We start from the raw sequence: 23444 nt of genomic DNA, 5'->3' as shown, positions 1-23444 counted from the left end.
AATGACCGGAGCTTTGAACGTGGGAAATGGCGCCAATTCCAAATCATGTGAACTTTGTCTTTCAAGCGGCGGCACGGTGCTTTGGGAGTCACCGGTCTGCCGTGTGGTGCGGGTTGCGGACCCCAACTACCCGGGGTTTTGCCGGGTCATCTGGACGGCCCACGTCCGCGAGATGACCGACCTTGATGCCGGCGAGCGGCGCAGCCTGATGGACGTCGTGTTCGCCGTCGAGGGCGTGATCAGAACGCTGTTCGCACCGGACAAGATCAATCTAGCCAGTTTCGGCAATGTCGTGCCGCATGTGCACTGGCACGTCATTCCGCGCTGGCAGGAAGACCGCCATTTCCCCGAGCCGATCTGGGGCGCCGTGCATCGCGAAGGCCGCCCGGCAGCGCCGACGGTTGACGATGCCACGCTGGCTGACGCACTTTCCCGGGCGCTCGGTGGCAGTGTGCAGTAGGGAAATGTCATGAACGATAACTTCCGGGCAAGCGAACTGTCGATTCGCGATTTGCAAACCGGGGCTAACCTGCTGGCCCAACTGCCGCTGGCCAATCCGCTGGCGGCTGAGCAACAGTTGATCCGCCTGCTGGATAGCCTGCTGGTGGAGCCGCCGGATCCCGGCGTGTTGTTTGCGTTGCTGGAACAGGCACGGGTGCCGATGTGTTTCGTCGAAGAAGAAATGGCCCGGCGCTATCACAACAAGCCGCTCACGCTGAGCGATGACGAAGAGGCCTCTTTCGAGCAGGTGGTCGCAGTCTGGCGCAAGACCAGCAAGGCCTATGCGCTGTGCGCGCGCCTGGAGGAGCCGGACGCCGCCAACACGCAGTATGCGTCATTGATGGCGACCATCCTGCACCGCTGCCTTTACTACACGGGGATGATCATCCTCGAGCATTATCGGGCCCGTCGCGAGTTGCCGGCCGGCATCTGGATGGAATTGCATGGCTATTACGAAACTGCCGAAGAGTGGGGTGTTGCCTGTTTGCCCGTCGAAGACGTGCTGGAAAACAACTTGCAGGCGACGCACTGTGCCGCAGCCTATGCCACGCTGTTGCTGATTGATCTGGCCAGTCCGTACAGCAATAGCGTGCGCAACCTGAACCTGATTCGACGATGGGCCGGCCTGTGGGCGCCGCTAATTTCACTGCACCGACTCGACGACGAGCCGAATATTCCGCCCTACATCGTCGAATTGATGAAGGATGCGCCCTTGCATCCATGCGCGCTGGCCGACGAACCGGGCAGTGATGCCCGCCGTCTCGACACGACGCGTCTGGGCTTGCAGATCAATCACATGCTCAGCCAGTTGCACCAGCGCATCACGCCGTCCCAACTCGGTCTGGGGGAAGAAACCTCCAGCCATGTCATCCAGTTGCTCGAGCACCTGTCCCGCCCGTGGAGCCAATTGGCCTCGCCCCGCCGCTTCCGGCGCTTTCCGACGACCGGGATCGCCCGGGTGGTGGTCGGGCTGGAGGCGATCCATTTCTATGTTACCGGGCATGAGTTCGTTCAACCGGATTCGGCTAGTGCCTATTCGCGGGGCGATTTCGACCAGCTATTTACCTTCCGCGACCGGGCCGAGCCTGGTCAGGCATTGAGTATCAAGCCCAGTGTCAGCTTTCCAGTCGACGAATGGTCGGTCATCAACCATTCCGCCAATGGCTTTCGCCTGGCCCGCAACGGTGCCGGCCAAAAACTGGCGCACGGGCAGTTGATGGCGGTCTGTCCGCACGATGGTGAGCATTTCCTGCTCGTTCAAGCCAGTTGGCTGATGCAGGAAGAGAGCGGTGGCCTGATCGTCGGCGTCGCCAGCCTGCCGGGCATGCCGACCGGGATCGGGGTGCGCTATGCGGCGAGCAGTGCTGCCGCCGGTGAGCATTTCGTGCGGGCTTTTCTGTTGCCCGCTGTGCCGGCGATTCACGAAGCCGGCTCGATCGTCATCCCGGTCGGGATGTACCAGGCCAGTCGGGTCCTCGATGTTTTTAACGGGGAGGCACACTGGCAGGTCCGACTGAAGCACATCCTGCAGCGCGGGCTGGATTTCGACCGGGTCACCTACGATCCTCTTTGACCTATCTTGCCGCCAGACTGGAACGAGTGCGCTAAACTAGCGCCCTTACCCTGGAGGAAGTTATGGCTGGTATTGAGCGGGATACGCCGATTCCGAGCGAAATCAAACTGCATCAGAAATCGCGCGTGCTGGAGATTTCCTACGAGAGTGGTGAAAGTTTCAAGTTGGATTTCGAATACTTGCGTGTGTACACTCCCTCGGCCGAAGCGCGCGGGCATGGCCCTGGTCAGGAAACGCTGCAGACCGGCAAGCGGAATGTCGAGATTGAACGCGTCGAGCCTGTCGGTACCTATGCACTACGTTTCGTCTTCTCCGATGGTCACGACAGCGGCCTGTATTCGTGGGACCTGCTTTATAACCTTGGCGTCCACCACGATGAGCTGTGGCAGGCCTATCTTGAGCAGATTGAAGGGCAAGGCCTGTCGCGGGACATAGATACGACCTCACGCCCGGCTGCCGGCGGTAGCTGTGGACATCATCATTGATACCATGAACAACGATAAAACCCATTTTGGCTTTGAAACGGTCGCCGAGCAGGAAAAAGCACGGCGTGTTGCCGATGTTTTTGACTCGGTTGCCAGTCGCTATGACCTGATGAACGACTTGATGTCGGGAGGCATGCATCGCCTCTGGAAGGCCTTTACCATTCAGCGCAGCGGCGTCCGCGAAGGCTCCCGCGTACTCGATGTGGCCGGTGGTACCGGCGACCTGTCGCTGGCTTTTGCCAAGCGAGTCGGCAAAAGCGGCGAGGTCTGGCTTACCGATATCAACAATGCAATGCTGGCCCGCGGGCGTGATCGCTTGCTCGACAAAGGCTACATGGTTCCGGCTGCGCAGTGCGATGCCGAGAAGCTGCCTTTCCCGGACGATTACTTTGATTGTGTCACCGTCGCCTTCGGCTTGCGCAACATGACCCACAAAGACGGCGCGCTGGCCGAAATGTATCGTGTTCTGCGCCCGGGCGGGCGGCTGCTGGTGCTGGAGTTTTCCAAAGTCTGGAAGCCGCTGGCGCCGGTTTACGACTTCTATTCCTTCCAGGTCATTCCGCGGGTCGGCAAGCTGGTCACCAACGATTCCGACAGCTATCGCTATCTTTCCGAATCGATTCGCGTGCACCCGAGCCAGGAAGAACTGAAGGGCATGATGGAAGACGTCGGTTTTGAAAAAGTCGAATTTTTCAACATGGCATTCGGGGTGGTCGCCCTGCATCGTGGGTATAAATTCTGAACTCATGCTGTCCGCCGAGCATCACTATTGGTGATTGTCGATGATGTCATCGTTTGAACGTCTCCTGTCCCGCCTTCTGAATCACCTTATTCAGAATGAGGCGTGGGCTTCGGAGCGTCTGCGTCTGTTTGATGGCAAGCAGACCCTGATCCGTATGGGGGCGCTGGATATCTATCTGGTTGTTGATAGTCGGGGCTTCTTTGCTGCCGGTTCGTCAAAAGAACCGGTCGCAGTCACGGTGAATCTGCCAGCGGATACGCCCGCCAAGCTTCTGCTTGATAAAGATGCGGTGTTTCAAGCTGCCAGATTGTCCGGTTCCATCGACTTTGCGGAGACTCTGGCTTTTGTCTTTCGCAATTTGCGCTGGGATATCGAAGCAGATTTGGCGGCGCATGTCGGGGATATCCCGGCATACCGTGTTGAAAAACTCCGTCAAAAATTTCTTTCGGGAAGTAGGGAGTCGGCCAGCAAAGCCACCCAAAACATCGTCGAATATTTAACGGAAGATTCCAGTTCGCTGCCTGCGCCGCGCGAGGTTGCAGCCTTCATCCGTGAAGTCGATGTCTTGCGTGATGCGGTCGCTCGATTCGAGAAAAGACTGGATCGATTTTGATAGCAACAACGACAGGCAAATAAAAAGGGCAGCCTAGGCTGCCCTTTTTGCATCCGTGAAACGGATTCAGTGAACCGACTTGCGCAGGCGCTGGATAGCCTGAAGCTGTGCAATGGCCTGAGCCAGTTCAGCTTCTGCAGCAGCGTAGTCGATTTCAGCCTGCCGATTGGAAAGTGCTTCTTCGGCCCGCTTCTTGGCTTCAAGTGCCTTGGCTTCATCCAGATCATGCGCCCGGATGGCCGTATCGGCCAGCACGGTAATCATGTCAGGCTGAACTTCCAGCATGCCACCGGATACATATACCAGCTCAAATTCGCTTTGATCCTGCACCTTGAGACGAATGGTGCCCGGCTTGATGCGGGTAAGCAAAGGCGTATGGTGCGGCAGAATGCCGAGCTCCCCGGCCTCACCGGGAAACACCGCCATTTCGACCAGACCGGAGAAGATGGACTCCTCGGCGCTGACGACATCACAATGAACAGTCATAACCATCGCTGGCTCCTATGCTGAGGCTGCATTACTGCAGCGTCTTGGCCTTTTCGATGACTTCCTCGATACCGCCGACCATGTAGAACGCTTGTTCCGGCAGGTGATCGTATTCACCGGCACAAATGCCCTTGAAGCCCTTGATCGTGTCCTTGAGGGAAACGAACTTGCCCGGCGAGCCGGTGAAGACTTCAGCCACATGGAACGGCTGCGAAAGGAAACGCTGAATCTTGCGAGCGCGGGAAACGGCGAGCTTGTCTTCCGGAGACAGTTCGTCCATACCCAGAATCGCGATGATGTCGCGCAGTTCCTTGTAGCGTTGCAGATTCATCTGCACGGCACGGGCAACCGAGTAGTGCTCTTCACCAACGACTTGCGGATCGAGCTGGCGGGAAGTGGAGTCGAGCGGATCGACAGCCGGGTAGATACCCAGCGAGGCGATGTCACGCGACAGCACGACCGTGGAGTCCAAGTGCAGGAAGGTGGTAGCCGGAGACGGGTCGGTCAAGTCATCAGCAGGTACGTAAACGGCCTGAATCGAGGTGATCGAGCCGACCTTGGTCGAGGTAATACGCTCTTGCAGACGGCCCATTTCTTCAGCCAGCGTCGGCTGATAGCCCACGGCGGAAGGCATACGGCCGAGCAGTGCGGAAACTTCCGTACCAGCCAGGGTGTAGCGGTAGATGTTGTCGACGAAGAACAGGATGTCGCGGCCATCGTCACGGAAACGCTCGGCCATGGTCAGGCCGGTCAGCGCGACGCGCAGACGGTTGCCCGGCGGCTCGTTCATCTGACCGAACACCATCGCGACCTTGTCGAGAACGTTGGAGTCCTTCATTTCGTGATAGAAGTCGTTCCCTTCACGGGTACGCTCACCGACACCAGCAAACACGGACAAGCCGGCGTGCTGTTTGGCGATGTTGTTGATCAACTCCATCATGTTGACGGTCTTGCCGACGCCGGCGCCACCGAACAGACCGACCTTGCCGCCCTTGGCGAACGGGCAGATCAGGTCGATAACCTTGATGCCGGTTTCCAGCAGATCGATGGAAGAGGACAGTTCGTCGAACTTCGGAGCCGGTGCGTGGATCTCGCGCAGCTCGTTGCTGTCGATCGGACCCGCCTCGTCAATTGGACGGCCGAGCACGTCCATGATGCGACCCAGCGTACCCATACCGACCGGCACGGAGATACCAGCACCGGTGTTATTTACTTTCATGCCGCGGCGCAGGCCGTCGGATGAACCCATGGCGATGGTGCGAACCACGCCGTCACCCAGTTGTTGCTGAACTTCAAAGGTCAGGCCTTCTTCGGCCATGCCATTGACTTCGGCAGCATCCAGCTTGAGCGCGTCGTACACCTTCGGCATGGCATCGCGCGGGAAGTGGATGTCCACAACGGCGCCGATGCACTGAACGATGGAACCTTGACTCATATTCAAATCCCCAATAATTAAAAGCTTCGCGCTTGCGTCAGACGGCGGCTGCACCGCTTACGATTTCCGAGAGTTCCTTGGTAATCGCGGCCTGACGGGCCTTGTTATAGACCAGCTTCAATTCACCGATAACGTTCTTGGCGTTGTCGGATGCAGACTTCATGGCGACCATCCGGGCAGATTGCTCGGAGGCCATGTTTTCAGCCACAGCCTGATAAATCAAAGCTTCTACATAACGGATCAGCAGATCGTCGATAACGGCCTTGGCTTCGGGTTCGTAGACATAATCCCAGCTCGAATTCGACTTGGTGGTCGACCCGACCGCATCGTCGGAAAGGGGAAGAATCTGCTCGAACACCGGTTCCTGCTTCATCGTGTTGATGAAGCGGGTATAGCCAATGTACAGCGCGTCGATCTCGCCATTCATGTAGGCGTCGAGTTGAACCTTGACCGGCCCGATGAGTTTTTCCAGATGCGGCGTGTCGCCAAGGCCCGTCACGTGAGAGACGATCTTAGCGCCTGCGCGTTGCATGAAGCCGAAGCCCTTGTTGCCGATGCAGGTAGCCTGAAACTTTTTGCCCTGAGCATCGAACTCCTTCATCTTGATCACCGCGAGGCGCAAGAGGTTGGAGTTCAAACCACCGCACAGCCCCTTGTCCGACGTGACGAGAATCATGCCAAGATTGGCCTGTTCACGCTTGGTCAGAAACGGGTGCTTGTACTCGGTCAGGGCGTGCGACAGATTGCCTGCAACGCGCCGGATTTTCTCACCATAAGGACGGGCAGCACGCATCCGTTCCTGCGCTTTGCGCATTTTGGATGCGGCCACCATTTCCATGGCCTTGGTGATCTTTCGCGTACCTTCTACGCTCTTGATCTTGTTGCGAATTTCCTTGCCGCTAGCCATGCAATTCTCCTAGCCGATTAGGCCCAGCTGCTCTTGAACGCGGAGATGCCGGCGGCGAGCGCCTTTTCGGTCTCACCGTCGAGGTCTGCCTTGGACTCCATGGTATTCATGACGTCGGCGCAGTTCGCCTTCAGGTAGCCGATCATGGCCTTTTCGCATTCCAGGGCACGCTTGACTTCGACATCATCGAAATAACCCTTGTCAGCTGCGTACAGCGTGACGGCCATCTCGGAGATGCTCATCGGAGAGTATTGCGCCTGCTTCATCAGTTCGGTCACCAGACGGCCACGTTCCAGCTGCTTGCGGGTTGCTTCGTCGAGGTCGGAAGCAAACTGGGCAAATGCAGCGAGTTCGCGGTACTGGGCCAGGGCCAGACGGACCCCGCCGCCGAGCTTCTTGATCAGCTTGGTCTGGGCAGCGCCACCGACGCGGGACACGGAGATACCGGCGTTGATTGCAGGGCGGATACCGGCATTGAACAGGTCGGTTTCCAGGAAGATCTGACCGTCGGTAATCGAAATTACGTTGGTCGGAACGAAAGCGGATACGTCACCGGCTTGGGTTTCGATGACCGGCAGTGCCGTCAGCGAACCGCTCTTGCCGGTTACTTCGCCGTTGGTGAACTTCTCAACCCAGGCTTCGGAAACGCGAGCAGCACGTTCGAGGAGGCGGGAGTGGAGATAGAAAACGTCGCCCGGGTAGGCTTCACGACCTGGCGGACGGCGCAGCAGCAGGGAAACCTGACGGTAGCCCCAAGCCTGTTTGGTCAAATCGTCATAAACGATCAGTGCGTCTTGACCACGGTCGCGGAAGTATTCACCCATCGTGCAACCGGCGTAAGGAGCCAGGTACTGCAGTGCAGCGGATTCGGAAGCGGAGGCGGCGACGATGATGGTGTATTCCATCGCGCCGTGCTCTTCCAGCTTGCGAACGACGTTGGCGATAGTGGAGGCCTTCTGGCCGATAGCGACATAAACGCAGAAGAGGTTCTTGCCCTTCTGGTTGATGATGGCATCGACGGCAACGGCGGTTTTGCCGGTCTGGCGGTCGCCAATGATCAGCTCGCGCTGGCCGCGACCAACCGGAACCATGGAGTCGACACACTTCAGACCGGTTTGTACCGGCTGGGAAACGGACTTACGCCAAATAACGCCGGGCGCAACCTTTTCCAGCTTGTCGGTCAGCTTGGCGTTGATCGGGCCCTTGCCGTCAATCGGCTGGCCGAGCGTATTGACGACGCGGCCGAGCAGTTCCGGGCCAACCGGCACTTCCAGAATGCGACCGGTCGTCTTGACCACGGCGCCTTCGGAAATATGCTCGTATTCACCGAGGATAACGGCGCCGACGGAGTCGCGCTCGAGGTTGAGTGCCATGCCGAAGGTGTTGCCGGGGAATTCCAGCATTTCGCCTTGCATGACGTCTTGCAAACCATGCACGCGGACGATACCGTCAGTGACGGAGACCACGGTGCCCTGCGTGCGCACTTCCGATGCGCCTTGCAGGTTCTGGATTTTGCTCTTGATCAGTTCAGAAATTTCGGAAGGATTCAACTGCATGAAATTCTCCTAGTTGTTCAGCGCCACGGCCATCGAGTCGAGTTTGCCGCGGACTGAAGCATCCAGCACCTGGTCACCGACAGCGACACGAACGCCGCCGATCAGGCTCGGGTCGATTACGACGCGGGCAGTCAGGCGGGTTGCAAAGCGGGGCTCTAGCTGTTGCAGCAGGCTGGCCACTTGGGTGTCGTCAATGGGAAATGCCGAATACACCACCGCCTCCTTGACCCCTTCGTCCTGGCTCTTAGCCATTTCGAAAAGCCGGGAAATCTCCGGCAGGAGCGCGAGACGCCGGTTTTCTGCGAGGGTACGAATGAAGTTGCCGAAGATCGGATCGCTGTCCTGGGACAGAGAAATGAAGAGTTCGGCAACCTGCTCAACGGAGAGCCGGGGATTGCTCATGACCGAGGCCATGTCCCCGTCCTGGGCGACCAGTGCCAGGCGCTCAAGGCGCGCGGACCAGGCAGCCTGCGCCCCGCTTTCCTGGGCCATGCGATACACGGCTTCGGCATAGGGGCGGGCGATGGTGACAGATTCAGCCATAAGCTTTACAGATCCTGTTTGATCGTAGCCAGAATATCGGCATGAGCCTGGGCATTAATCTCGCGACGCAGAATTTTTTCTGCACCGGAAACCACCAGGGCAGAGACTTGTTCGCGCAGTTGTTCCTTGGCGCGTACAGCTTCCTGGTCGATTTCTGCCTTGGCGCCGGCGACGATGCGGTCAGCTTCGGTCTTCGCCGTTGCCTTCGCTTCTTCGATCACCTGGGCAGCGCGCTTTTCAGCTTGTGCCAGGAGTTCGGCAGCCTTTTCCTTGCCTTCACGGAGAGCTTCCGTGGAGCGCTTGGTGGCCAGTTCGAGATCATGCTTGCCGCGTTCAGCAGCAGCCAGTCCATCCGCGATCTTCTTCGCACGCTCGTCGAGCGCCTTCACAATGGGGGGCCACACGAATTGCATCGTGAACCACGCCAGAATGAAGAACACAACGAGCTGTGCAAACAACGTTGCGTTCAGATTCACGGTATTAGTCCTCTAAAGAGTTGATCGGTGAGGACCGATTAAACCAGCTTGAACGGGTTGGCGAAGGCAAACATCATGGCGATACCGACGCCAATCAGGAAGGCGGCGTCGATCAGACCGGCCAGCAGGAACATCTTGGTTTGCAGAGCGTTCATCAGCTCAGGCTGGCGGGCAGAGGCTTCAATGTACTTGCCACCCATCAGACCGATACCGATACAGGCACCGATAGCGCCCAGACCAATGATCAGGCCGGCAGCCAGAGCAACAAAACCGAGAACGTGTTCCATGACAACTCCTTGCTAAGTTAAAAAGTAAAAACTACTAAAGTTACAACGAAATCAGTGTGCTTCGTGAGCCTGGCCGACATAGACCAGGGTCAGCATCATGAAAATGAAAGCCTGCAGGGCAACGATCAGGATGTGGAAGATTGCCCAGATCGAACCGGCCACGATGTGACCGAGGAACAGGGAGACGCCCGTGGCGCTTGCCGTCCAGGCCGCACCCATCAGGGCGATCAGCATGAAGACTAGTTCGCCCGCATACATGTTGCCGAACAGCCGCATACCGTGGGAGACGGTCTTGGCGAGGAATTCGATCATCTGCATGGCGAAATTGACCGGGTAGAGCAGCGGGTGGCTACCGAACGGTGCGGTGAAGAGTTCATGCACCCAGCCGCCCATCCCCTTGATCTTGATGTTGTAGTACACACAGATCAAAAGAACGCCCGTCGACATGCCGAGCGTGCCGTTCAGGTCGGCAGTCGGGACGACGCGCAGATAGGCGTGGTGGTCACCGGTGATCGTTTGCCAGATGGTCGGCAGCAGGTCGACCGGCAGGAAGTCCATCGAGTTCATCAGGAAGATCCAGATGAAGACGGTCAGCGCGAGTGGGCCGACGAACTTGCGGGATTCGGCGCTATGGACGATGCCCTTGGCCTGGTCGTTGACCATTTCGAGAACGATTTCGACCGCGGCCTGCATGCGACCCGGAACACCGGAGGTGACGCTCTTGGCGACGCGCCACATGACGAACAGACCCAGTACGCCCATCAGGACGGAAAAGATCATGGTGTCGATGTTGATGACGCTGAAATCGATTACATCCTTCTGCGCATGACCGGTGGAGTTCCATTGCGTCAGATGGTGAACGATATATTCGCCGGCGGTCGGCGCGTTTGCTGCTGCTTCTTCGTGGCCTGCTGTAGACATAATCAGGGTTTCTTCCAAAACGCTATAAAACCTGCATGCAAAACAATCGCGAAGCCGATCAGCAAGCTGGGCCAGTGCATCTCGGGATACCCCTTGACGGCGATTGCCAAAAATCCAATGGTGGCAGCTATCTTGAGGAACTCACCGATGAAGAAATTCGCTGCGAACGATGCGTCCGGGCGATTTGTCACCATCGTCAACCGGATGGCAAAGAATAGGTTGGGTAATATGCAGGCCAAAGCCGCTAACCCCACCGAGACAAGCCCCCGCGTCCCTACGATTGCACCGGCCCCGATTGCTGTTATGAGTGCTGCACCAAATTGCAGAATAATTGCTCTGTACATGGTGCTATTCAATCGTTGACCGGCTGTGCCACACGGATATAAATGATACAAGACTTGGCTTGGCCGAGTCAATGAAATTGAGGGTTTTCCACAATGTCGGCCCCCCCGGAAGCGGGTTAACGTATGCGGTTGAGGATGCCATCGAGTTGCTCCAGATCGCTGAATTCGATGGTCACTTTGCCGGCGCCCTTCTTGTTGCTGCGGATGGCGACGCTGGCCCCGAGGCTGTCCGAAATCTCTTCCTGCAGGCGCAGCAGGTCACGGTCGACGGCATGGGCCGGTGCCGCTTTCGGTGGATTGAGGATCTGCTGGACGAGGCGCTCGGCTTCGCGCACCGACAAGCCCTTCTGAATGATGCGCTGGGCCAGGGCCAGTTGTTGCGTGCCGGGGATCGGCAGCAGGGCGCGGGCATGGCCCATGTCGATCTTGCCGGCCATCAGCAATTCCTGGACGCCGGCGGTCAACTGCAATAAACGGAGCAAATTGGTCGCCGCCGGGCGCGAGCGACCGACGGCGTCGGCGGCCTGCTGGTGGGTCAGGCCGAATTCGTCGATCAGGCGCTGCAGGCCTTGGGCTTCTTCCAGCGGATTGAGGTTCTCGCGCTGGATGTTTTCGATCAGCGCCATGGCCAGCGCCTGTTCGTCCGGAATGCTACGGATCAGCACCGGGACTTCGTTCAGGCCGGCCAGTTGCGAGGCACGCCAGCGCCGTTCGCCGGCGACGATTTCATAGCGCTCGGCACCGGGCGTGGCATCGACGGCACGAACCAGGATCGGCTGCATGACGCCCTGGGTCTTGATCGAAGCGGCCAGTTCGGCCAGCGATTCCTGATCCATGTGGGTGCGCGGCTGGTACTTGCCGGGGCGCAGGCGTTCGACCGGCAGGTTGCGCTGCTCGTCGCCCTGCGGCTTGTCGCTGCCGGAAAGCAGGGCGTCGAGGCCGCGGCCGAGTCCTTTCATCTTGATCATGGGGCGACCCTTTCGAGAATTTCCTTGGCGAGCGCGCTGTAGGCTTGCGCGCCTTTCGAGCTTTTATCAAAGGCGATGACCGGCTTGCCGTAGGACGGTGCTTCGGCGAGACGGACATTGCGCGGCACGATGGTCTTGTAGACCTTGCTGCCGAAGTGGTTTTCCAGTTCGTTCGAGACCTGCTGGGTCAGTGTGCTTTGCGCGTTGTACATGGTGCGCAGCAGGCCTTCGATTTCGAGGCGGGAATTGAGGTGGGAGCGCACCTTGCGTAGCGTTTCGACGAGGTCGGAGAGGCCTTCCAGTGCGTAGTACTCGCACTGCATCGGGATCAGCACCGAATCGGCGGCGACCAGGCCGTTCACCGTCAGCATGTTGAGCGCCGGCGGGCAGTCGATCAGAATGAAGTCGTAGGTGGCGTGGCCGGCCTGCAAGGCATTCTTCAGCCGGTATTCGCGTTCGCCGAGTTCGATCAACTCGACCTCGGCGCCGGCCAGCTCGCGGTTGGCGGGCAGCACGTCGAAGCCGAACTCGGTCTGGATGCAGACTTCAGTCAGCGTTGCGGCGCCGATCAAAAGTTGATAAACGGTGGGCAGCGCTTCCTTCTTGGTGATGCCCGAACCGGTCGTCGCATTGCCCTGCGGATCGAGGTCGATCATCAGGACACGCTGGCCTTCGGCGGCGAGCGAGGCGGCGAGATTGACCGCTGTCGTCGTCTTGCCGACGCCGCCCTTCTGGTTGGTGATGGCGAGTACTTTCATGACCCGGCTTTCAAAATGATCAAATGTCGTTCGGCATCCAGCCCCGGCACGGTGAGCGGAATGATCGCCTCCACCGTGATGTCGGCCGGCAGGGCTTGCAGTTCTTGGTCCGGGCGGACTCCCTTCATGGCCAGCCAGCGGCCGCCCGGCGCCAGCAGGTGGCGGGTCAGGCTGATGAAGAGGCCAATCTCGGCAAAGGCGCGCGAGCTGATCTGGGCGTATTGGCCGCGCATTTCCTCGACGCGGGCATGGTGGGCGCTGACGTTCTTCAGGCCGAGCTCGATCGCCGCCTGCTGCAGGAAGGTCGCCTTCTTTTGCACGGTATCGACCATGCTGACTGCCAGTTCCGGGCGGGCGATGGCCAGCGGAATGCCGGGCAGGCCACCACCGCTGCCGACATCGAGCAACGCGCCGGGACCGACATGCGGCAGGATGGCCAGGGAATCGAGCAGGTGGTGCGAAATGGCCTGTTCCGGATCGCGCAGCGCGGTCAGGTTGTAGGTCCGGTTCCACTTGAGCAGCAGGTCGCGGAAAGCGAGCAGCTGTTGCTGCGCGGCGTCGGGCAGGTCGAGGCCGAGGGCGGCGAGCCCCTCGCTGAGCGTGATCGGCTTCATGCGGCGTGCGACAGACTGTGGCGTTTCAGATGGATCAGCAGCAGCGAGATCGCGGCCGGCGTGATGCCCTGGATGCGCGAGGCCTGGCCGATGGTCTGCGGCTTGTGCAGGGCCAGTTTCTGCTTGACCTCGTTGGACAGGCCGGCCACCTTGGCGTAGTCGAGATCGACTGGCAGCGCGGTGTTTTCGTAGGAACTCGACTTGGCGACTTCTTCGGCCTGGCGGTCGATGTAGCCTTGGTATTTGGCCGAGATTTCCAGTTGTTCGACGACTAGCGGGTCGGTCTGGGCATCACCGGCGCCGGGCAGGGTCAGCAATTCGGCGTAAGACACCTCTGGCCGGCGCAGCAGTTCGAACAGGTTGTATTCGTGTTCGATGGCCTTGCCGAGGACGCGAACTGCATCTTCGGCGGGCAGGATTTTTGGATTGACCCAGGTCGATTTCAGGCGTTCCTGCTCGCCGGCGATGGCGTCGCGCTTTTGGCAGAAGGCCGCCCAGCGGACGTCATCGATCAGGCCGAGCGCCCTGCCCTGTTCGGTCAGACGCAAATCGGCATTGTCTTCGCGCAGGCTGAGGCGATATTCGGCGCGGCTGGTGAACATCCGGTAAGGATCGGAAACGCCGCGCGTGATCAGGTCGTCGACCAGCACGCCGAGATAGGCCTCGTTGCGCTTCGGGCACCAGCCCTCCTCGCCGCGCATGGAACGGACGGCATTGATACCAGCGAGCAGGCCCTGCGCCGCCGCTTCTTCGTAGCCGGTGGTGCCGTTGATCTGGCCGGCGAAGAAGAGGCCGTTGATCGCCTTGCTCTCCAGCGTGTCCTTGAGGCCACGCGGATCGTAGAAATCGTACTCGATGGCATAGCCGGGGCGCAGGATGTGCACGTTTTCCATGCCGCGGATCGAACGGACCAGCGCCAGCTGGATGTCGAAGGGCAGGCTGGTCGACACGCCGTTCGGGTAGATCTCGTGCGTGGTCAGGCCTTCCGGTTCGAGGAAGACGTTGTGACGGTCCTTGTCGGCGAAGCGGTGGATCTTGTCTTCGATCGACGGGCAGTAGCGCGGGCCGACGCCTTCGATGACGCCGGTGTACATCGGCGAACGGTCGAGGCCGCTGCGGATGATGTCGTGGGTTTTTTCGTTGGTTTCGGTGATCCAGCACGGCAACTGGCGCGGATGCTGGGCGGCGCTGCCGAGGAAGGAGAAGACAGGCAGCGGATTGTCCGAATGCTGTTCTTCCATCACCGAGAAATCGATGGTCTTGCCGTCGAGGCGCGGCGGCGTGCCGGTTTTCAGGCGGCCCTGTGGCAGTTGCAGTTCCTTCAGGCGGCTGGCCAGCGACACCGATGGTGGATCGCCCATGCGGCCGCCGGTGTAGTTCTCCAGCCCGACGTGGATCTTGCCGTTGAGGAAGGTGCCGGCGGTCAACACGACACTGGGGGCCAAAAAGCGGATGCCCAGTTGCGTCACCGCGCCGCAGACCTTGTCGCCTTCGACGATCAGGTCGTCGCAGGCTTCGGCGAAGATGGTCAGGTTGGGCTGGTTTTCCAGACGCGAGCGGATTGCCTGCTTGTACAGCACGCGGTCGGCCTGGGCGCGGGTGGCGCGGACCGCCGGGCCTTTCGAGGCGTTGAGGATGCGGAACTGGATGCCCGACTCGTCGGTCGCCGCCGCCATCGCGCCGCCCAGCGCATCGACTTCACGCACCAGGTGGCCCTTGCCGATGCCGCCGATCGACGGGTTGCAGCTCATTGCACCGAGCGTATCCAGGTTGTGGGTCAGCAATAGCGTGTTCGCACCCGCCCGCGCTGCGGCGAGCGCAGCTTCGGTACCGGCGTGACCGCCGCCGACGACGATGACATCGAAACGGGTGGGATAGAGCATGGCCTGATCTGAAAAGGGGATTGCTGCAGCGCAGTATCGGACCGCGGATTTTACGGGCGAACAGCCGGTTTAGACAAGGATTTCCGGAGGCTGGATTAAAAAATAATTCGCCAAATCAATTGCTTGCGATGGTGAGGAATCTCGTCTTAAGCCTCCCCCGGTGAGCCTGCCGGGCGAAAGCAGATCCTTGCATCCATGCGCGGCGGTCAAGGTCTGGGTTGTCTGCGCTGCCATCCCTCCTTTTTCGAGCTGCTAGCCCGGCCCGTCATCGATTGCAGCGCATCGTCGATGCCTTGCTCAGCATGACGAACTCAAGTAACTTGCCGGAAATGAGCAATAGCCCTCTCGATAACGATGAGATGCTGCTGGTTCTCCAGCAGTCTCTGACCAAAAAACGTGTGCTGATCGTTGATCGCCATTCCCCGGCTCGGGACTCGCTGCGCCTGATGCTGGGCGCGCTGGGCGTGACGGCGGTGCATGGCGCCGGCAATTCGGCAGAGGTGATCCGCCAGGTCAAGAGCAATCGTTTCGACGTCATTTTGTCCGACTTCGTGCTCGACGATGGGCGCGACGGGCAGCAATTGCTGGAAGAACTGCGCCACGCCCATCTGATTCCGCTGTCGACGGTTTATTTGATCATCACCAGCGAACGGGGCTACACCAATGTCGTGGCGCTGGCCGAGCTGGCGCCGGATGACTACCTGATCAAGCCGTTCACCGCCGAGCAGTTGCAGGCGCGGCTGATCAAGGCGATCTACAAGAAACACGTGCTGCGCAAGATCTACGAGCAGATCGAGCGCGGCGCGCTGCAGGAAGCGATTGCCGCCTGCGACCGGGTGATCCAGCAACAACCCCTCTACATGTACGACGCGCTGCGCTTCAAGGGCGAACTGCTGCATACGCTGGGCCGGACCAACGAGGCCGAGGAAGTCTTTCGCCGCGTCCTCGAAGGCCGCGTCGTGCCTTGGGCGAAGATGGGGCTGGCCACGGCGTTGCGCGACCGCGGCGCGCTCGACGAAGCCGAGCAACTGGCCGAGCAGGTGACGGCGGAAGCGCCGAACTACCTGTCGGCCTACGATTTTCTCGCCTCGGTGCATGAGGCCAAGGGCAAACTGCAGGCGGCGCAGCAGGTGCTGCAACGGGCGGCCGATGCTTCGCCGCACAATACGCTGCGCCAGCGCCTGGTCGGTGACACGGCGGCCCGCAACAAGGATTTCCTGGCGGCGGAAAAGGCCTACGGCAAGGTCATCGACCGCAATCGCGGTTCCAGCCTGCGCTCGGTGGATGATTTCGCCAATTTGTCGCGGGTGCTGGTCGAACGCGGCGATACCACCGCCTCGCGCAAGATCGCCACCGAAATGAAGCGCGAATGGCGCGGCGACAAGCAGGCCGAACTGGCGGCGCTGGTCACCGAGAGCCTCTGCCTCGATCTGGAAGGGGCGCCGGAAAAGGCGCGGGCCCTGGTCGACCAAGCGCTCGAACTGCAGCAGCAGGTCGAGGCCGAGGGGGCCGACAAGGGCAAGCATGTCTCGCAACGGCTGGCCATCGATCTGGCCCACGCCTGCTACGCCAGCGGCAAGCCGGAGGCGGGGCAGAAGATCATGCGCCAGGTGGCGGCCGAGAATCATGAAGACCCGCATCTGATCGAGCACATCACCAGCGTTTTCGAGAAAACCGGCCAGCCGGATGCCGGCAAGGCGCTGCTTGACCAGGTCAACAAGCAGATCATCGACCTCAACAACAAGGGCGTGCTGGCGGCGCGCAATGGCGATCTGGAAGGCTCGGTGCAATTGCTGATCCAGGCTGCCGAACAGGTGCCCAATCTGCAATTCCTGGTCAATGCCGCCAAGGCGATTTTTACCTTGATGGACCAGAAGGGCTGGGATGCCGAACTGGCGGCGCGGGCCCTGGATTATCTGGTACGCGCCCAGCGCAAGGATCGCAAGAGCCCGAAAGTCGCCTCGGCGCGCGAACTGTATGTCGCCGTCGCCAAACGGCACGGCATCGCGCCGGAACTGCTGTAGCGCCCGAACAGGCCGCCAGCAACATTCTGAAACCATTTGCCCGGCGGCATGGTTCATCCTTTTTTGTAGACGGACGTTATTCGAAGGAGCAGAGTCATTGCCATATGGCAGTGCGTGCCGAATAGTCAGGAGTTCGTCATGTCCCGTTCGATGCGTTTTTTCCTTGCCGTGCTCGCCGTGCTGAGCACGACGCTGGCGCTGGCCGATCCGCCGGCCCGGGTGGGCCGGCTGGCCTTGGTTGAAAATGGGGTCAATTTTCGCGTTGACCGCAGCGATGCTGGCGGTCCGGCCAGTATCAACTGGCCGATCAGCAGCGGGGCCGAAATAGATACCGAACGCCGTGGCCGGGCTGAAATCTGGGTCGGTTCCACAGCCTTTCGGCTGGCCGGCAGCAGTGAACTGCACTTCCCGGTGGTTGATGATCGGCAGATCAGCGCGCAATTGCTGCGCGGTACGCTGACGGTCAGCATTCTCGAGCGTGAGCAGAGTGACGACGTCACGGTGCAGACGCCGGAAGGGCGCGTCACCTTTGCTGGGCCTGGCCGCTACCGGATCGATGTCCAGGGCGACCATACCGAACTGACCGCGCAGGCCGGGCGGGCCAGCTTCTATGATGGCGAGCGCCGCCAACCGGTGGAGGCTGGCGAGAAGGCCAGCTTTTACGGCGGAGGCCGGACGCAGATCGAAAACGATGAAGGGCAGGATGCCTTCGATCGCTGGGTCGCCATCCGGGAAAATGCCGTGCTGGCCAATGCCGGGCAGCGTTACGTTTCGCCGGCGATGACCGGTTACCAGGATCTCGATACCTATGGCGACTGGCAATCGCTGCCTGATTACGGCGCAGTCTGGTATCCGCGCGCCGTGGCCGACGACTGGGCGCCCTACCGCTACGGCCGCTGGGTGTGGATTGCACCGTGGGGCTGGACCTGGGTAGACCGTGCACCGTGGGGCTTTGCGCCATTTCATTACGGGCGCTGGGTGCAGGTCCGCGGCCGTTGGGGCTGGGTGCCCGGCAGCTATGTCGCACGCCCGGTCTATGCGCCAGCCTTGGTTGCCTGGATCGGCAACCCGGGCTGGAGCATCAGTTTCAGTTTTGGCAGCGCGCCGGCCGTCGGCTGGTTCCCGCTGGCGCCGCGCGAAGTCTATGTCCCGAGCTTTCGCGCCTCACCGACTTACGTGCGCCAGATCAACGTGACCCATATCCACGATGTGAAGATTGTCGACCGCGCCTTGCGCGACGGGCCGCCCAGACGCTACGCCTACCGCGATCTGCCGCGCGCGGTGACCGTCGTGCCGGCTCAGCATCTGCGTGAAGGGCGACCGATCACGCCCCGCGAACTGGGCCGTCACGACCAGCGTGAACTGGCGCGGGCGCCGCAGGCCAGAGCCGTCCCTGACAGCACCTGGCTGCCTCGGCCGCCGCGCGAGGAGCGTCGAGAAGTCCCCGGCGGGCGGGCCAACCGCGATGGGGCGCCGCTGATGCGGCCGCCGGCCAACGAGCGACAGCCGGACGGCCGTCGTGACGACCAGCAGCGCATGGAAATGCAGCAGCGTGAGGCACAGCAAAAGCAGGAAATGCAGCGCCGGGACGCTGAACAGCAGGAAGGCCGGCGCCGCGACCAGCAGCGCATGGAAGTACAGCAGCGCGAAGCGCAGCAAAAGCAGGAAATGCAGCGTCGGGACGCCGAGCAGCAGGACGGCCGGCGCCGCGAGCAGCAGCGTATGGAAATGCAACAGCGCGAAGCGCAGCAAAAGCAGGAAATGCAGCGTCGGGACGCCGAGCAGCAGGAAGGCCGACGCCGCGAGCAGCAGCGCATGGAAGTACAGCAGCGCGAAGCGCAGCAAAAGCAGGAAATGCAGCGTCGGGACGCCGAGCAGCAGGACGGCCGACGCCGCGAGCAGCAGCGCATGGAAGTACAGCAGCGCGAAGCGCAGCAAAAGCAGGAAATGCAGCGCCGGGACGCCGAGCAGCAGGACGGCCGACGCCGCGAGCAGCAGCGCATGGAAGTGCAACAGCGCGAGGCGCAGCAAAAGCAGGAAATGCAGCGTCGGGACGCCGAGCAGGAAGGCCGGCGCCGTGAGCAGCAGCGCATGGAAGTGCAACAGCGCGAGGCACAGCAAAAGCAGGAGATGCAGCGCCGGGACGCCGAGCAGCAGGAAGGCCGGCGCCGCGAGCAGCAGCGCATGGAAGTGCAACAGCGCGAGGTGCAGCAAAAGCAGGAAATGCAGCGTCGGGAAGCCGAGCAGGAAGGCCGGCGCCGTGAGCAGCAGCGCATGGAAGTGCAGCAGCGCGAGGCGCAGCAAAAGCAGGAAATGCAGCGTCAGGAAGCGCAGCAGCAAGAGGCCCGACGCCGTGATCAGCAGCGCATGGAAATGCAACAGCGGGAGACGCAACAAAGACAGGAGATGCAACGCCAGGAACAGCGTCCTCCCGAGTCGCGCGGCGGCAATCGCGAGGGCGGCGAGCGCGGCCCGCGCTAGACCGGGTTTTTCGGGGCCAGTGAGGAAAGCGGGGCGACCGCTGCGGTCGACCCGGTTAAGAGGCCATTTTTCAGGCCGGCAACACCGCGTTCAGCGCTGCTTGTTGCCCAGTCCGAGGTAAGCCTCGATGACGCGCGGGTCGGCCGCCAGTTCCTGGCTCGGCCCGGCCAGCGACACTTCGCCGGTTTCCAGCACATAGCCGTAGTCGGCGATCTGCAGCGCGGCACGGGCGTTCTGCTCGACGAGCAGGATGGCGACGCCGGTCTTCTTCAGTTCGCCGATGATGCGGAAGATTTCCTTGATGATCAGTGGTGCCAGGCCGAGGCTCGGTTCGTCGAGCATCAGCAGTTTCGGCTTGGCCATCAGGGCGCGGCCCATGGCCAGCATCTGGCGCTCGCCGCCGGACAGCGTGCCGGCCAGCTGGCTGCGACGCTCTTCGAGGCGCGGGAACAGTTCGAAGACTTCGTCCATCGTTTCCATCTGGTCGCGGTGGCCGGTCCGGTAACGGTCGAAGGCGCCGAGCAGCAGGTTGTCCTCGACGCTCATTTCGGCGAACAGCTCGCGCTTTTCCGGGACCAGCGTCATTCCGTGGCGGACCAGGGCTTCGACTTCACGGTCGCGACCCTGCCGGTGACCCATGTAGACGATTTCGCCATCGGCCGGCAGCAGGCCCATCAGCGCCGCGAGCAGGGTCGTCTTGCCGGCGCCGTTGGGGCCGATGACGGTGACGATGTCGCCGCGGCGGATGGTCAGGCTGACTTCGTGCAGCGCCTCGACCTTGCCGTAGGCGACGCGCAGGTTTTTGACGTCGAGGATGACTTCGTGGTCATGCAGGTGGGGAGGGGTGATGTTCATGCTTATTCCACGCCGCCGAGATAGGCTTCAAGAACTTTCGGATCGCGCTGCACTTCTTCCGGCACGCCTTCGGCGATTTTTTCGCCGAATTCCATGACGACGACGCGGTCGGCCAGGCCCATGACGAAATCCATGTCGTGCTCGACGAGCAGGATGCCCATGCCTTCGCTGCGCAGCTTCTTCAGCAGCTCGGCCAGTGCCTGCTTTTCCTTGTAGCGCAGGCCGGCCGCCGGTTCATCGAGCAGCAGCAGGCAGGGGTCGGAAGCCAGGGCACGGGCGATTTCGACGATGCGTTGCTGGCCGAGGGCGAGGCTGCCGGCAGCCTCGAACATGTGCTCCTTCAAACCGACCCGCTCGATCTGGCGCGCTGCTTCGGCGAGCAGCCGGTTTTCCTCGGCGCGGTCGAGGCGCAGCGCGGCGGCCAGCACGCCCTTGCTGCCGCGCAGGTGGGCACCGATGGCGACGTTTTCGAGGACCGACATCTGGCCGAGCAGACGGACGTGCTGGAAGCTGCGGCTCATGCCGCGGCGGGCGACGTCGCGCGAGACGAGGCCGGCGGTCGACGTGCCGAGAAAGGCGATTTTGCCCTCGCTCGCCGGGTTGACCGCCGAAATGCAGTTGAACATCGTGCTCTTGCCGGCGCCGTTCGGGCCGATCAGCGCCATCACCTCGCCGGCCCGCACGCTCAGCGACATGTTGTTGTTGGCGACCAGGCCGCCGAAGCGCTTGGTCACTTCGCTGGCTTCGAGCAGCACGCGGCCGGCCTCGCTGGCCGGTCGTTTCGGCAGCGCCGCTGCCTGCGGCATGGCGCGCTGCAAGCTACGTTCCGGCAACAGCCGGAGGATCACCGGCCACAGGCCATCGCGCGCCTTCTGCAGGATCAGCACCATCGCGATGCCGAACACGATGATCTCGAAATTGCCGCTCTGGCCGAGGATCTGCGGCAGCCAGTCCTGCAGCCACTGCTTCAGGATGGTGATCAGGCCGGCGCCGAGCACGGCGCCCCAGACGTGGCCGACACCGCCGACCACGGCCATGAACAGGTATTCGATGCCCTGGGTGATCGAGAACGGCGTTGGATTGACGAAGCGCTGCAGGTGGGCATAGAGCCAGCCGGAAATGCTGGCCAGCAGCGCGGCGATCAGGAAGATGACGATCTTCGTGCGCGGCGTATTGACGCCCATCGCCTCGGCCATCACCGCCCCGCCCTTGAGCGCCCGGATGGCGCGCCCTTGGCGCGAATCGAGCAGGTTGCGGATGCTGACGATGGCGAGCAGCACGACCAGCCAGATCAGGTAATAGAACTCGCGGCCCGACTTCAGCTCCCAGCCGAACAGCGAGACGGCCGGGATACCGGTGATGCCGGTATGGCCGCCGAGGAACTCGACATTGCCGAACAGGAAATACAGGCTGATACCCCAGGCGATGGTGCCGAGCGGCAGGTAATGGCCGCCCATGCGCAGCGTGATGAAGCCGAGGAAAAGCGCGACGGCGGCGGTGACGGCAAGGCCGATCAGCAGCGTGGTCCACGGCGAGAAGCCGTGCGTCGTCGTCAGCCAGGCCGTGGTGTAGGCGCCGAGGCCGACGAAGGCCGCCTGGCCGAAGGAAGTCAGGCCGCCGACGCCAGTCAGCAGCACGAGGCCGACGGCGACGATGGCGTAGAGGCCGATGTAGTTGAGCAGCGTGACGTGGAACTCGGGCAGCACGAGCGGACCGATGCCGAGCAGCACGATGAAGATGGCGAGCGGGAGGTGGCGCATCACTCGGTCGCCTCCGAAAGATTGTTCATAATTGAAGATTCTGTCTGTCGGCGACAAGCGCGCTGCGCCGTACTCGCATCCCCGCAGCACGGGGCCCCTGCTCGGTAGCGCATCACTCTTCCTCCTCCTCGATATGCTTGGAGGTCAGCGAGCGCCAGAGCAGGACCGGGATGATCAGCGTGAACACGATGACTTCCTTGAAGGCACTGGCATAGAACGACGAATAGGATTCGAGCAGGCCGACCAGCACGGCGCCGAGCGCGGCGACCGGGTAGGAAGCGAGGCCGCCGATGATGGCGCCGACGAAGCCCTTGAGGCCGATCAGGAAGCCGGAGTCGTAGTAAATGGTGGTGATCGGCGCGATCAAGATGCCGGAGAAGGCGCCGATGGCGGCGGCCAGCGTCAGGCACAGCTTGCCGGCGAGGACCGGTGGAATACCCATCAGGCGGGCGCCGGTGCGATTCATCGCGGTGGCGCGCAGCGCCTTGCCGTAGATGGTCCGTTCGAAGAAGAAGTAGAGGCCGATGATCAGCGAGGCGGAAGCGACGACGACGAGGATGGTCTGGCCCTGCAGCGGGGCGCCGGCCAGTTCGAAGCTGAGTTCGGTGAAGGGCGGCGTGCGCGAGCCCTCAGCGCCGAAGAAGAGCAGGCCGAGGCCGATCATCGCGACGTGGATGGCGACCGAGACGATGAGCAGGACGAGTACCGAGGCGCCGGCCAGCGGCTGGTAGGCGACGCGGTAGATCATCGGCCCGAGCGGCACGACGAGCAGCATCGAAATGACGACCTGCGCCGCCAGCGGCAACTGCGTCGGCGGCATCGCGAAGAGACCGGCGGCGGCGAGCAGCGGCAGGCCGATATTGAAGATCAGCAGCGGCGGCAGCTTGGCGAAACGCCCCTCGCGGACCAGACGGATGCCGTCGAGCACAGCCACCGTGCAACCCAGCGCCAGCAGCAGCCAGACCGTACCCGGTACCTTGCCGGCCTGCAGGCTGGCCAGCGTCAGCGCGCCGTAGGCGACGAATTCGCCCTGGGGAATGAAGATGACGCGGGTGACGGTGAAAACCAGCACCAGCGCGAGGGCCAGCAGCGCATAAATGGCACCATTGGTGATGCCATCCTGGCCGAGCAGCAGGAGAATTTGGAGGTCCATAGATTACCGGTAACGGCAGCGCCGGCCGCCCCGCAAACCGTGCATCAGGCACGGCCGGGGGCGGATTGGGGAGCGGCGC

At 61.5% G+C, this 23444-nt stretch carries 23 protein-coding genes; 7 read left to right on the top strand and 16 right to left on the bottom strand.

Annotation, left to right across the window (positions count from 1 at the left end):
- The first annotated feature begins 1 nt into the window (after position 1).
- From GH663_RS02900 to GH663_RS02880, 5 genes are all read left to right on the top strand, one after another.
- Positions 2-460 (top strand): HIT family protein, encoded by a 459-nt coding sequence (locus GH663_RS02900; RefSeq protein ID WP_153130201.1) that lies wholly within the window; start codon positions 2-4, stop codon positions 458-460.
- 9 nt (positions 461-469) lie between these two features.
- The gene (locus GH663_RS02895) at positions 470-2074 is read left to right on the top strand and encodes a cyclic-di-GMP receptor FimW-related protein (RefSeq protein ID WP_153130200.1); all 1605 of its coding nucleotides are present in this window, start codon (positions 470-472) and stop codon (positions 2072-2074) included.
- 62 nt (positions 2075-2136) lie between these two features.
- Positions 2137-2559 carry a gamma-butyrobetaine hydroxylase family protein gene (locus tag GH663_RS02890; RefSeq protein WP_153130199.1) on the top strand — a complete coding sequence of 141 codons (423 nt, stop codon included), beginning with the start codon at positions 2137-2139 and terminating at the stop codon, positions 2557-2559.
- 4 nt (positions 2560-2563) lie between these two features.
- Positions 2564-3301: a bifunctional demethylmenaquinone methyltransferase/2-methoxy-6-polyprenyl-1,4-benzoquinol methylase UbiE gene (ubiE, locus tag GH663_RS02885; RefSeq protein ID WP_153130198.1), complete on the top strand. Its 738-nt coding sequence runs from the start codon at positions 2564-2566 to the stop codon at positions 3299-3301.
- Between the two features lie 40 nt (positions 3302-3341).
- Positions 3342-3914: a ubiquinone biosynthesis accessory factor UbiJ gene (locus tag GH663_RS02880; RefSeq protein ID WP_153130197.1), complete on the top strand. Its 573-nt coding sequence runs from the start codon at positions 3342-3344 to the stop codon at positions 3912-3914.
- Between the two features lie 66 nt (positions 3915-3980).
- Here GH663_RS02880 and GH663_RS02875 read toward each other — a convergent pair whose 3' ends face one another.
- The 13 genes from GH663_RS02875 to mnmG all read right to left on the bottom strand — a co-directional run bounded on the left by GH663_RS02875 (position 3981) and on the right by mnmG (position 15092).
- Positions 3981-4406, bottom strand: coding sequence for a F0F1 ATP synthase subunit epsilon (locus tag GH663_RS02875; RefSeq protein WP_153130196.1), 426 nt, complete (start codon positions 4404-4406; stop codon positions 3981-3983).
- Positions 4407-4431: 25 nt separating this feature from the next.
- A complete protein-coding gene (gene atpD / locus GH663_RS02870) occupies positions 4432-5835 on the bottom strand; it encodes a F0F1 ATP synthase subunit beta (protein WP_066885793.1) in 1404 nt (467 codons plus the stop codon).
- Positions 5836-5872: 37 nt separating this feature from the next.
- The gene (gene atpG / locus GH663_RS02865; protein WP_153130195.1) at positions 5873-6742 is read right to left on the bottom strand and encodes a F0F1 ATP synthase subunit gamma; all 870 of its coding nucleotides are present in this window, start codon (positions 6740-6742) and stop codon (positions 5873-5875) included.
- Positions 6743-6759: 17 nt separating this feature from the next.
- Entirely contained in the window at positions 6760-8298 is a 1539-nt protein-coding gene (gene atpA, locus GH663_RS02860; protein ID WP_153130194.1) for a F0F1 ATP synthase subunit alpha, read from the bottom strand.
- Between the two features lie 9 nt (positions 8299-8307).
- On the bottom strand, positions 8308-8841 hold the full coding sequence (locus GH663_RS02855) for a F0F1 ATP synthase subunit delta (protein WP_153130193.1): 534 nt from the start codon (positions 8839-8841) through the stop codon (positions 8308-8310).
- Positions 8842-8846: 5 nt separating this feature from the next.
- Entirely contained in the window at positions 8847-9317 is a 471-nt protein-coding gene (locus tag GH663_RS02850) for a F0F1 ATP synthase subunit B (protein ID WP_066885804.1), read from the bottom strand.
- Between the two features lie 38 nt (positions 9318-9355).
- On the bottom strand, positions 9356-9604 hold the full coding sequence (atpE, locus tag GH663_RS02845) for a F0F1 ATP synthase subunit C (RefSeq protein WP_027457100.1): 249 nt from the start codon (positions 9602-9604) through the stop codon (positions 9356-9358).
- Positions 9605-9655: 51 nt separating this feature from the next.
- Positions 9656-10525, bottom strand: a complete 870-nt coding sequence (atpB, locus tag GH663_RS02840) for a F0F1 ATP synthase subunit A (RefSeq protein ID WP_153130192.1) — start codon at positions 10523-10525, stop codon at positions 9656-9658.
- 2 nt (positions 10526-10527) lie between these two features.
- Complete coding sequence (locus tag GH663_RS02835) at positions 10528-10869, bottom strand: ATP synthase subunit I (protein ID WP_153130191.1); 342 nt, start codon at positions 10867-10869, stop codon at positions 10528-10530.
- Positions 10870-10985: 116 nt separating this feature from the next.
- Positions 10986-11837, bottom strand: coding sequence for a ParB/RepB/Spo0J family partition protein (locus GH663_RS02830; RefSeq protein ID WP_153130190.1), 852 nt, complete (start codon positions 11835-11837; stop codon positions 10986-10988).
- Positions 11834-12595 carry a ParA family protein gene (locus GH663_RS02825; RefSeq protein WP_153130189.1) on the bottom strand — a complete coding sequence of 254 codons (762 nt, stop codon included), beginning with the start codon at positions 12593-12595 and terminating at the stop codon, positions 11834-11836. The genes GH663_RS02830 and GH663_RS02825 overlap by 4 nt, the downstream gene beginning before the upstream one ends.
- Entirely contained in the window at positions 12592-13209 is a 618-nt protein-coding gene (rsmG, locus tag GH663_RS02820) for a 16S rRNA (guanine(527)-N(7))-methyltransferase RsmG (protein ID WP_153130188.1), read from the bottom strand. The genes GH663_RS02825 and rsmG overlap by 4 nt, the downstream gene beginning before the upstream one ends.
- Positions 13206-15092, bottom strand: coding sequence for a tRNA uridine-5-carboxymethylaminomethyl(34) synthesis enzyme MnmG (mnmG, locus tag GH663_RS02815; RefSeq protein ID WP_153130187.1), 1887 nt, complete (start codon positions 15090-15092; stop codon positions 13206-13208). Before mnmG ends, rsmG begins: the two co-directional genes overlap by 4 nt.
- A 329-nt stretch (positions 15093-15421) precedes the next feature.
- Between mnmG and GH663_RS02810 the strand changes: the two genes are divergently transcribed.
- Together GH663_RS02810 and GH663_RS02805 are read left to right on the top strand one after the other, a co-directional pair.
- The gene (locus GH663_RS02810; protein WP_246181482.1) at positions 15422-17116 is read left to right on the top strand and encodes a response regulator; all 1695 of its coding nucleotides are present in this window, start codon (positions 15422-15424) and stop codon (positions 17114-17116) included.
- A gap of 138 nt (positions 17117-17254) precedes the next feature.
- Positions 17255-19597: a DUF6600 domain-containing protein gene (locus tag GH663_RS02805; RefSeq protein ID WP_153130185.1), complete on the top strand. Its 2343-nt coding sequence runs from the start codon at positions 17255-17257 to the stop codon at positions 19595-19597.
- Positions 19598-19687: 90 nt separating this feature from the next.
- Here GH663_RS02805 and GH663_RS02800 read toward each other — a convergent pair whose 3' ends face one another.
- From GH663_RS02800 to GH663_RS02790, 3 genes are all read right to left on the bottom strand, one after another.
- Positions 19688-20452 (bottom strand): ABC transporter ATP-binding protein, encoded by a 765-nt coding sequence (locus GH663_RS02800; protein WP_153130184.1) that lies wholly within the window; start codon positions 20450-20452, stop codon positions 19688-19690.
- 2 nt (positions 20453-20454) lie between these two features.
- Positions 20455-22212 (bottom strand): branched-chain amino acid ABC transporter ATP-binding protein/permease, encoded by a 1758-nt coding sequence (locus GH663_RS02795; protein WP_153130183.1) that lies wholly within the window; start codon positions 22210-22212, stop codon positions 20455-20457.
- A gap of 112 nt (positions 22213-22324) precedes the next feature.
- Positions 22325-23365, bottom strand: a complete 1041-nt coding sequence (locus tag GH663_RS02790; protein ID WP_066885842.1) for a branched-chain amino acid ABC transporter permease — start codon at positions 23363-23365, stop codon at positions 22325-22327.
- Between the last annotated feature and the right edge of the window lie 79 nt (positions 23366-23444).

This window comes from Dechloromonas hortensis (assembly GCF_009469765.1).
Taxonomy (GTDB): domain Bacteria; phylum Pseudomonadota; class Gammaproteobacteria; order Burkholderiales; family Rhodocyclaceae; genus Azonexus; species Azonexus hortensis.
The sequence above is the reverse complement of the archived record's forward strand: the minus strand, read 5'-3'. Positions and strand labels throughout refer to the sequence as shown.